Origin of the sequence: Kitasatospora sp. NPDC057512 (assembly GCF_042802135.1) — a bacterium.
Taxonomy (GTDB): domain Bacteria; phylum Actinomycetota; class Actinomycetes; order Streptomycetales; family Streptomycetaceae; genus Kitasatospora.
The window spans coordinates 1-9,293 of record NZ_JBHVET010000304.1 but is presented as its reverse complement, the minus strand read 5'-3'; the positions used below and the strand labels follow the sequence as shown (position 1 = coordinate 9,293).

8 protein-coding genes are annotated in these 9,293 nt (G+C 75.4%); 4 read left to right on the top strand and 4 right to left on the bottom strand.

The window, feature by feature from the left end:
• Positions 1 to 1,645 (top strand): DEAD/DEAH box helicase (locus ACFU6K_RS20535; RefSeq protein WP_380664974.1); only part of this gene is annotated, 1,645 nt, incomplete at its 5' end.
• A gap of 5 nt (positions 1,646 to 1,650) precedes the next feature.
• Here ACFU6K_RS20535 and ACFU6K_RS20530 read toward each other — a convergent pair.
• Positions 1,651 to 2,307, bottom strand: coding sequence for a response regulator (locus ACFU6K_RS20530; protein ID WP_380664972.1), 657 nt, complete (start codon positions 2,305 to 2,307; stop codon positions 1,651 to 1,653).
• The gene (locus ACFU6K_RS20525; protein WP_380664970.1) at positions 2,295 to 3,644 is read right to left on the bottom strand and encodes a sensor domain-containing protein; all 1,350 of its coding nucleotides are present in this window, start codon (positions 3,642 to 3,644) and stop codon (positions 2,295 to 2,297) included. The genes ACFU6K_RS20530 and ACFU6K_RS20525 overlap by 13 nt, the downstream gene beginning before the upstream one ends.
• Positions 3,645 to 3,848: 204 nt before the next feature.
• Here ACFU6K_RS20525 and ACFU6K_RS20520 point away from each other — a divergent pair, with 204 nt between their 5' ends.
• Complete coding sequence (locus tag ACFU6K_RS20520) at positions 3,849 to 4,874, top strand: hypothetical protein (RefSeq protein ID WP_380664968.1); 1,026 nt, start codon at positions 3,849 to 3,851, stop codon at positions 4,872 to 4,874.
• 79 nt (positions 4,875 to 4,953) lie between these two features.
• On the opposite strand, the gene ACFU6K_RS20515 is transcribed toward ACFU6K_RS20520, so the two are convergent.
• Positions 4,954 to 6,039, bottom strand: coding sequence for a GlxA family transcriptional regulator (locus tag ACFU6K_RS20515; protein WP_380664966.1), 1,086 nt, complete (start codon positions 6,037 to 6,039; stop codon positions 4,954 to 4,956).
• Positions 6,040 to 6,201: 162 nt separating this feature from the next.
• Between ACFU6K_RS20515 and ACFU6K_RS20510 the strand changes: the two genes are divergently transcribed.
• Together ACFU6K_RS20510 and uppS are read left to right on the top strand one after the other, a co-directional pair.
• Positions 6,202 to 6,792 (top strand): cysteine hydrolase family protein, encoded by a 591-nt coding sequence (locus ACFU6K_RS20510; RefSeq protein ID WP_380664964.1) that lies wholly within the window; start codon positions 6,202 to 6,204, stop codon positions 6,790 to 6,792.
• 183 nt (positions 6,793 to 6,975) lie between these two features.
• Entirely contained in the window at positions 6,976 to 8,772 is a 1,797-nt protein-coding gene (uppS, locus tag ACFU6K_RS20505) for a polyprenyl diphosphate synthase (protein WP_380664962.1), read from the top strand.
• On the opposite strand, the gene ACFU6K_RS20500 is transcribed toward uppS, so the two are convergent.
• Positions 8,717 to 9,293, bottom strand: a 577-nt coding sequence (locus tag ACFU6K_RS20500) for a hypothetical protein (protein WP_380664960.1), incomplete at its 5' end; no start/stop codon positions are given. The genes uppS and ACFU6K_RS20500 overlap by 56 nt on opposite strands.

Sequence of the window (9,293 nt, the reverse complement as noted above, 5' to 3'; positions counted from 1 at the left end):
GGCCCGGGGGGTGCTGCGCGGGCTGTTCGCGGGGCGGGAGCGGCGGGCGGTGGCGCAGGCGGCGGTCGAGTCCCTGGCGGAGGCGCTGGTCGGGTTCGGCGCGCGGGAGGTCCCGGTGCTGTTCGCCCAGGCCTCGGTCGACCTGCTGCGTCCGCCGCTCGACCCGGTCGAGGCGTGGACGGACTTCGAGCTCCGCTCGGCCGACTACTACGGCGTGCTCGGCGGGATCGTCGAGGAGGCCGGGGTCGAACTCGCCGCCGCCGAGGGGTTCCTGCCGGAGGACCTGTCGGACCGGGTGCGGGCCGAGCCGCTGGACGACGCCCACTGCCGGGTCTCGCTGCGCGGCTACCAGGCGTTCGGGGCGCGGTTCGCGCTCGCCCAGCGGCGGGTGATCATCGGGGACGAGATGGGCCTCGGCAAGACGGTGCAGGCGATCGCCGTGCTGGCGCACCTGCGGGCCCGGGGGAGCACCCACTTCCTGGTGGTCTGCCCGGCCAGTGTCCTGATCAACTGGATCCGGGAGGTCGAGTCGCGCAGCACCCTGCGGGCGTTCCGGGTGCACGGCCCGGAGCGGGAGGCGGCGCTCGCCGAGTGGCTCCGGGACGGCGGGGTCGCGGTGGTGACCTTCGACGGGCTGCGCCGCCTGGAGGCGTCGGAGGTGGCGGAGGCGGCCGCGGTCGGGATGGTCGTGGTGGACGAGGCGCACTTCGTCAAGAACCGTGCCGCGCAGCGCTCCCGGGCGGTGGCCGCCTGGGCGGAGCGGGTGGAGCGGGTGCTGTTCCTCACCGGGACGCCGATGGAGAACCGGGTGGAGGAGTTCCGCACCCTGGTGGAGTACCTCCAGCCCGCGCTGGTGCCGCTGGTCCGGCAGGGTTCGGCGGCCGCCGGGCCGGCGGCCTTCCGCAAGGCGGTCGCCCCGGCGTACCTGCGCCGCAACCAGCAGGACGTGCTCACCGAGCTGCCCGAGGTGGTGCACGTGGACGAGTGGGAGGAGTTCTCGCCCGCCGACCTCGCCGCCTACCGGTCGGCCGTCGCGGCGGGCAACTTCCCGGCGATGCGCCGCGCCGGGTACGCCGACCCGGCGGAGTCGGCCAAGCTGAGGCGGCTGCTGGAGATCGTCCGGGAGGCGGCGGACGGCGGGCTGAAGGTGGTGGTCTTCTCGTTCTTCCGGGACGTCCTGACGGCCGTCCGAGTCGCCCTGGAACAGGGGGCGTTCGGGCCGATCGACGGCTCGCTGGAGTCGGCGCGGCGGCAGGACGTGGTGGACGGGTTCAGTGCCGCGCCCGGGCACGCGGTGCTGCTCTGCCAGATCCAGGCCGGGGGCGTGGGCCTGAACATCCAGGCGGCCTCGGTGGTGATCCTGTGCGAGCCGCAGGTCAAGCCGACCCTGGAGGAGCAGGCGGTGGCCCGCTCGCGCCGGATGGGGCAGGTCCGCCGGGTGCGGGTGCACCGGCTGCTCGCCGCGGACAGCGTCGACCAGCGGGTGTTGGACCTGCTGCGGGCGAAGGGCCGGCTGTTCGACGAGTACGCGCGGCGCAGCGAGGTGGCGGAGTCGACGCCGGAGGCGGTGGACGTGTCGGAGCAGTCGCTGGCGGCGCTGATCGTGGAGGAGGAGCAGCTGCGGCTGGCGGCCGCCGAGGGCTGAACGCGTCAGTGCTCGGCGAGCGTGCGCAGGTAGGTGAGGACGGCGCGGACCCGGCGGTGGCCGGTGTCGGGGGTGGGCATGCCGAGCTTGCCGAAGATGCTGCCGATGTGCTTGTTCACCGAGCTCTCGGCGAGGAAGAGGAGTCGGGCGATGGTCGGGTTGTTGTGGCCCTCGGCCATCAGGGTGAGGACCTCGCGCTCGCGCGGGGTGAGGGCGGCCAGCGGGTCGGGGCCGACGCGGTGGGCCATCAGCTGGGAGATGACCTCCGGGTCCATCGCGGTGCCGCCCTCGGCGACCCGTCGCAGCGCCTGGAGGAACTCCTCGGCGCGGCCGACCCGGTCCTTGAGCAGGTAGCCGACGCCGGTGGCGCTGTCGGCGAGCAGCTCGGCGGCGTAGGCGCGTTCGACGTACTGGGAGAGGATCAGGACGGGCAGCGCGGGCAGTCGGCGGCGGGCCTCGACGGCGGCGCGCAGGCCCTCGTCGCGGAAGTCCGGGGGCAGCCGGACGTCGACCACGGCGACGTCGGGGCGGTGGTCGAGCAGGGCGGGCAGCAGCTCGTCGCCGTGCTCGACGGTCGCGCACACCTCGTGTCCCTCGCTGTGCAGCAGCAGGACCAGGCCCTCGCGGAGCAGGGCGTTGTCCTCGGCGATCAGGATCCGCACGGGATCTCCACTTCCAGGATGGTCGGGCCCCCGGGCGGGCTGGACAGGCGGGTGGTGCCGTCGAACGCGGCGGCCCGGCGGCGCAGGCCGGGCAGGCCGCTTCCGGCACCCTCGACGGCACCGCCCCGGCCGTCGTCCTCGACCCGGACGGTGATGGCGGCGGCGGTGATCCGCAGCCGGACCAGGGCGCCGCGGGCACCGCTGTGCCGGGCGACGTTGGCGAGTGCCTCGGAGACCACGAAGTAGGCCGCGGCCTCGGCGGCGGCCGGTGCGCGCGGCGACGGGTCGGCGGATCGGTCGGCGGATCGGTCGGCGGAAGGGCCCTCGGAACGGCCTTCGGACGCCTCGGAGTTGTGCAGCTCGACCCGGGTGGGCACGGCGCAGCGGGCGGCGAGCGACCGTACGGCCTCGGTCAGGCCGCGGTCGGCGAGCAGCGGCGGGTGGATGCCGCGCACCAGGGTGCGCAGCGACTCCAGGGCCTGTTCGGCGACGAGTTGGGTGGAGTCGACCAACGCCGCGGCCTGCTCGGGGCGTTGGTCGAGCGCGCGGCGGATCATGCCGAGCCGGAGCGAGACGGCCACCAGGTTGGCCTGGGCGCCGTCGTGCAAGTCCCGTTCGATCCGGCGCAGTTCGGCGGCGTGGGCGTCCAGCGCCTCGGACCGGCTGGTGGTCAGCTCCCGGACGCGGTGGGCGAGCGACACGCGGGGCCGGGCGACCAGCAGCCGGATGGAGAGCCGGGCGTGCAGGTCGGCGAGGGGCGGCAGCGCGGCCAGGGCGACGGCGGCGTAGCCGACGCCACCCAGCGCCGCGGCGGCGGCCATCGGCCAGGAGTCGACGGTCAGCAGGATGATCTTCCCGCGCTCGTCCGGCAGCAGCTGCCACCACACCGGTGCCGTCAGCCAGTTGAAGGCGTGACTGCACAGGGTGAGGGCGCCGGCGCACAGGGCCGTCCCGGCCGTGCCGTGGGCGAGCAGCCAGAGCAGGTCCTTGCCGACGGCCGGGTCGCGTACGGACAGCCGGTCGCCGTACGGCGTGCGCGGCCGCTCGCCGCCGAGCCGGGCGCCGACCCGGCGTCGGTGGAAGTCGGCGTGGCGGCGCAGCAGTCGCAGGGCCGGAAGGAGGAGCGGCAGGCCCACGCCGACCAGGCAGAGGGCGAGGACGACGAGCAGCAGGCAGAGCCCGACCAGCGCGGCCAGACCGGTGCCGAGGCAGAGCAGGAGGTAGCGGGCGGCGGCGGGGAAGCGGCGTGCCGCGGACCGGGCGAAGGCGCGCGGGCCCGGGCGGCCCGGGTGGACGGTCGGCCGGGCCGTGGCTCCGTCAATCCTGGGCGTCCGCACGACTGTTCAGTGCCTCCGAGCCCCGGGCCGACTTTTCGATCACCCTAGCACCGGCTCCGGGACCGGCCCCGGACCGCTCCGGAGCCGGCCCGGAGGTCATCACGGAGGCCGATCCGCAGGCCATCGCGAGGGTGGAGCCCCTTCCGCCGCCACGCGGGGCGCCTCCACAATGGGCGGGATCGATCGCGGAAGTGGGGGACCGGGATGGAGTGGCTGCTGGGGATCGGTGGAGCCCTGCTGCTCGGCGTGGTGACCAATCTGGTGTACGACTTCGCCAAGTTCGGCGGGTCCCGGCTCGGCTCCCGGGTGCCGGCGCCGCGGGTCCGGCGGGCGAGCCTGACGGCGGCGGCCCGGGCGCACGACGTGCGGGCGGACGGACTGGCGCCGCTGATCACCTGGTCCGCGGCCCGGCCGCTGGCGCCGGGCACGCTGGTGACGGCGCACCGGGGGCGGGTGGAGCGGCCGCACGCGCTGGACGCGGCCGGGTGGGCCGAGGAGGTGGGGCGCCAGCGGGCGGCCGGTGCGGCGGGCCGGACGGCGTACATCTCACGGCTGACGGTCGATCACGGCGAGCACGGCGGTGCGCGGGTCTGCGAGGTGGACATCGCCGAGAGCGACTACGCGGAGTGCATGGCCACCACCCGCTTGGGCCGGGAGGATCCGGCGGCGGCCCGGCTGCTGCGCGCGGCCCTGGACGAGGGACTGACGAGCTTCGTGGCCGTCGCCCCGCCCACGATGGTCAGCGCCTGCGTCGCGGTGCGGGACCGGCTGGGCCGGCTGCTGCTGCTCCGCCGCTCGCTGGCGGTCAACACCTTCCCGGCGCAGTGGACGGTCGGGATCAACGAGACGATGAAGTACCGCGACGAACCGGGCGCCGCCGAGGACTTCTACGGGCTGGTCCGGAGGGCACTGGAGGAGGAGCTGGGGCTGCTGCCGGACGACGTCGGGCCGACCGTGATCACCTGGCTGGGCTGGAGCGAGCCGGCCTCCTGCTACACGCTGGTGGCCACCGTCCGGTCCCGGCTCGACGCGGCCGGGATCGACCGCCGCCGCGAGGCCTGCCACAGCACCTTCGAGCACGACATGGTCGTCTGGGTGCCCTTCACCCGCCGTACGGTCTCCGAGCTGGTCGAGGGCGGCACCTGTCCGGACGGCTCGCGGCGCTGGTCGTACCTCGCGCCGCTGGTCGCCTGGGAGGCCTGGCGGGCGGCGCAGCAGGAGCGGGCGTAGGCCGGAACGGTCGTTCCCGGGGCGGCCGCGGTCGGGGCGCACGGCGGCACGGTGGCGAGTCGGTCCGGCCGTACGGAGTTCACCGTCCGGCTGCCGTGACGGCTGAGCCGACGGCGGCGGGGACCGCGGTGGGTGCGGTGGCCGGGTCGGCCACGGCGGGTGCGGCGGGTGCGGCAGCCGTCCGGAAGCGCTGCCGGTAGTCGGTCGGCGTCGTGCCGAGGCGGCGGCGGAAGGCGCGCACCAGGGTGTCGACGGTGCCGAACCCGCAGGCGGTGGCGATGCGTTCGAGCGTCGCGTCGGTGGACTCCAGCCGGTGGCGGGCCAGTTCGACCCGGGCCGACTCGACGTAGGCGCTCGGGGTGGTGCCCAGCTCGGTCTTGAAGATCCGGGTCAACTGCCGTTCGCTGACGTGGGCGCGGGCCGCGAGGTCCGGGACGGTGAGCCGCCCGGAGAGGTTGCGCAGGATGTGGTGGCGCAGCTCCTCGATCCGCCGGGTGGTCGACACGGGTTCCAGTGGGACGCTGAACTGGCTCTGGCCGCTGGGGCGTTTGAGGTACATGACGAGCTGGCGGGCGACCCGCAGGGCCAGCTCCTCGCCGAAGTCCTCGGCGACCAGGGCGAGCGACAGGTCCAGGCAGGCGCTGATGCCCGCGCCCGTCCAGACCTCGCCCTCGCGGATGAAGATCGGATCCGGGTCGACCTCGATCTCCGGGTGCTCGTCGGCGAGTTGGCCGGCCGTGGACCAGTGGGTGGTGGCGCGCCGCCCGTCCAGCAGCCCGGCGGCGGCGAGCAGGTGCGCACCGACGCAGACGCTCGCCACCCGGCGCGAGCGGGCGGCCAGCGTGCGGACCCGGTCGACCACCGCCGGGTCGGTGAGCGCGCGGACCCGGCGGCGCTCGTCCACCTCGACCGAGCCGGGCACCAGCAGGGTGTCGATCCGGCTCCGGGCGGCCTCGTCGAAGGTGAGGTCGGGCAGGATGCGCACGCCCGCCGCGGTGGTGACCGGCGCCGCCGTCTCGGCGGCGAGGACGACCCGGTAGCCGGTCGCGTCGTCGGTCTCCCGGCGGACCAGGGAGAACACCTCGGGCGGGCCGGTCACGTCGAGCAGATCGACGCCCTCGAACAGCACGATGACGATCAGCCGTTGCGCGGCCGGTGCGGGCACTGCTTCCCCCTCGTCCCCCGGGGTGCTCTTCCCCGTCGATGTCGGAATCTGCATGTTAGGCGACATTGCCGACACGGGAGCGCCGCCCGTAGCGTTTTCGACGCCGGCCGCACCAGGTGTGACCTGCGAGATCCCGACTCCCGACCGTGAAGGCGGCACCTCATGCCCACGACGACCCTGCGCACCCTCAACGGCCTCGACGAGAAGCCCGCCGTGCTCGGCGACTCGACCCTGATCATGATCGACTACCAGAACACCTACGTGCGCGGCGTGATGGAGCTGGAGGGCTGGCAGGAGGCGCTCGACGCCGGGGCCGACCTGCTCGCCCGGGCCCGGGAAGCCGGCGCCCCCGTGATCCACGTGATCAACGACGGCGGCGAGGGCACCCCGTACGACATCCGGGCCGAGATCGGACGGATCCACCCGAGCGTGGCCCCGGCCGAGGGCGAGCGGGTGGTGGTCAAGCAGGCCCCGGACGCCTTCGTCGGCACCGAGCTGGGCGAACTGCTCGACGCGGCCGGCCGCCAGGACGTCGTCGTCGCCGGGTTCATGACCCACATGTGCGTGGCCTTCACCACGGCCGGCGCCTTCCTGCGCGGCAACCGCCCGACCGTCGTGGCCGCCGCCTGCGCCACCCGCCCGCTGGAGTCGGCGGGCACCGGACTGACGGCCGCCCAGGTCCACCGCGCGGCGCTGGCGATGATCGGCGACCTGTACGGCGTGGTGGTGGAGTCCCCGGCCGACCTCGGCTGAGGCCGGACCGGACCGGACCGGACTGGACCGGCCTGGACTGGACCGGACCGGACGACGCGCGGAGCCGGGGGCGAAGGCCGGGGTCCGCCCGGATCGCCACCGATCCGCCGCCGCCTCGTTGACCAGACGGTGCACAGTGCACGGCGCACGGTGCGTGGGAGCGGAGAGGGCCGGGGAACGGGCATGGCGGGGAACGGGGCGGCGGCGGTGGGCGGTCCGCCGGAGCTGGCGGAGTCGTACCGGCTCTGCGAGCAGGAGCTGGCCGCCCACCAGGCCTCGCTGCGGGCGATCAGCGACACGCTGCCGCCCGAGGTGCGGCCGTACTTCCACGCCGTCAACGGCTTCGCCTCCCGGTCCGACCGGATCGCCGACGACGCCGCTGCCGACCCCTGCGGTGACGAGGACGCCCACGACGCCGCTGCCGACTCCCGCGGTGACGAGGGCAGCGCCGACGCCTTCGACGGCCAGGGCGCCGCCGCCCCCGCCGAGCGGGAGCGCCGGTTCGCCCGCTGGCGGGCCGACACCCTGGCCGAGCTCGCGGCCGGCCGCAGCGGCCACCCACTGCGCCGGGCCTTCGTCGACACCGTGCGGCGCTGGGAGCTGGACCGGACGCTGGTCGAGGAGTTCCTGGACGCCACCCGGGCCGACGGCGCCCGCCCGCCCGCCTTCGAGACCCACGCGGACCAGCGCCGCCACCTGCGGGGCGTCGCGGGGACGGTCACCGAGCTGTGGGCCCCGCTGCTGGGTGCGCGAGGCCCGCGGGCGGCGGGCGCGCTGTCCGCGCTGGGGGAGGCCTGCCAGCTGGCGGACATCCTGGAGGACCTCCCGCTCGACCTCGCGGCCGGCCGCTGCTACCTGCCGCGGGAGGACCTGCGCCGACTCGGCCTGACCGTCGCCGACTTCGGCCGAGGCGATGGTCAGGACGACGTCCGACACGACCGCCGGGCCGCCCTGGACGAACTGGTGGAGAGCCAGCAGGCGCACCTGCACCGCCTGCTGGAGCAGGCCCTGCCCGCCACCTGGCTCGCCGCCCCCGGCTGCCGCCCGTTCCTGCACACCCTGCTGCTCGGCGCCCAGCTCCAGTACGACGAAGTGACCCTGCTGCGCTCGCGCGTCCTGACCGAGGGCCTCACCCCGCTGAGCTCCGACGGCACCACGCCCCACCGTCGCGTCCGGCCCGCGCCTCCCGAGGGCGCGCCCGCCCACGTCGCCGTGATCATGGACGGCAACCGCCGCTGGGCCGAGGCCCGCCGGCTGCCCGCCCAGCACGGCCACCGGGCCGGGCAGCGGGCCGCGCTGCGCCTGGTCAACGCGGCGCTGCGGCTGGGCATCCGCCACCTGAGCCTGTACGCGTTCTCCACCGAGAACTGGGACCGCCCGCCCGAGGAACTGACCGCGCTGTTCGACTCGCTGGCCGACGGCCTCACCCGCAGCGCGGAGGGCCTGCACGCGCTCGGCGTGCGGATCCGCTGGTGCGGTCGGCGGGACCGGGTGGACGAGTCGCTCGCCTCCTCGATCGCGCTGGTGGAGAGCCTGACGTCGAACAACGGCACGCTGACGCTGACGGTCTGCGTGGACTACGGCGGACGGGAGGAACTGGCGGCCGCGGCACGGAGCCTGGCCGCCGAGGCGGTGGCGGGCCGGATCCGCCCGGAGGCGATCGGCCCGGCCGACCTCGCCCGGCACCTGTACGTTCCGGACCTCCCGGACGTGGACCTGCTGATCCGCACCTCCGGGGAACAGCGGACCAGCAACTTCCTGCCCTGGCACCTCGCCTACGCCGAGCTGCTGTTCGACCCCACGCCGTGGCCGGACTACGACCTGGCCCGGCTGCGCGGGGCGGTCCGGGCGTACGCGGCGCGCGAGCGGCGCTTCGGCGGCGGCGTGCCCGCCCAGTCCCGGACGCCCCGCCGCGACCGGCCCGCTACGGCTTCTGCTCCTGGGCGGCCGGAGGAGGGGTGTACGTCCCCTGGGCCGTGACATAGGCCAGCACCGTGTCCACGGTGACCGGGTGCGCGCCGAAGTTGGCGGTGTACGCGTCCACCGCCTCCTGGGTGGGCCGCAGCGGCACCCCGCTGAGCCGGACCTTCATCGGCTTCCCGGCCGGCACCGGATCGGCCGTCAGCTTGCCCTCGGTGAGGCCGCAGCGGAAGGCCGAGCGGTGCCCCATCTCCGCCCCGCTGACCTCGCACCGGCCCGAGCCCAGGCCGTCCTTGATCGCGCCGGACAGGTTGACCACCCGGTAGTCGCCCTTGGAGGTGCGGACGGAGACCCCGCCGTCCAGCGCCCCGTCGCCGTGCGCCTTCGGCGGGTTGGCGAGGGACGGGTCGCCCACGGCGGAGCGGATCGGCAGGTGGACTGCCGGGCCCCGTTGGTCCATCACCATGCGCGCCGGGGCGACGACGTCCACCATCGCGTGGAAGCGGTTCAGCTGGGCCTGTGCCTCCGGGGTCCAGCGCACCTCCACCCAGCCGTCGGAGAGCGTGCCCAGACTCCCGGTG

Excerpts from the sequence above, each read along its gene's own strand:
- ACFU6K_RS20520 (WP_380664968.1), top strand. The coding sequence starts at position 3,849 with ATGGAGTGGCTGCTGGGGATCGGTGGAGCCCTGCTGCTCGGCGTGGTG.
- ACFU6K_RS20510 (WP_380664964.1), top strand. The coding sequence starts at position 6,202 with ATGCCCACGACGACCCTGCGCACCCTCAACGGCCTCGACGAGAAGCCC.
- uppS (WP_380664962.1), top strand. The coding sequence starts at position 6,976 with ATGGCGGGGAACGGGGCGGCGGCGGTGGGCGGTCCGCCGGAGCTGGCG.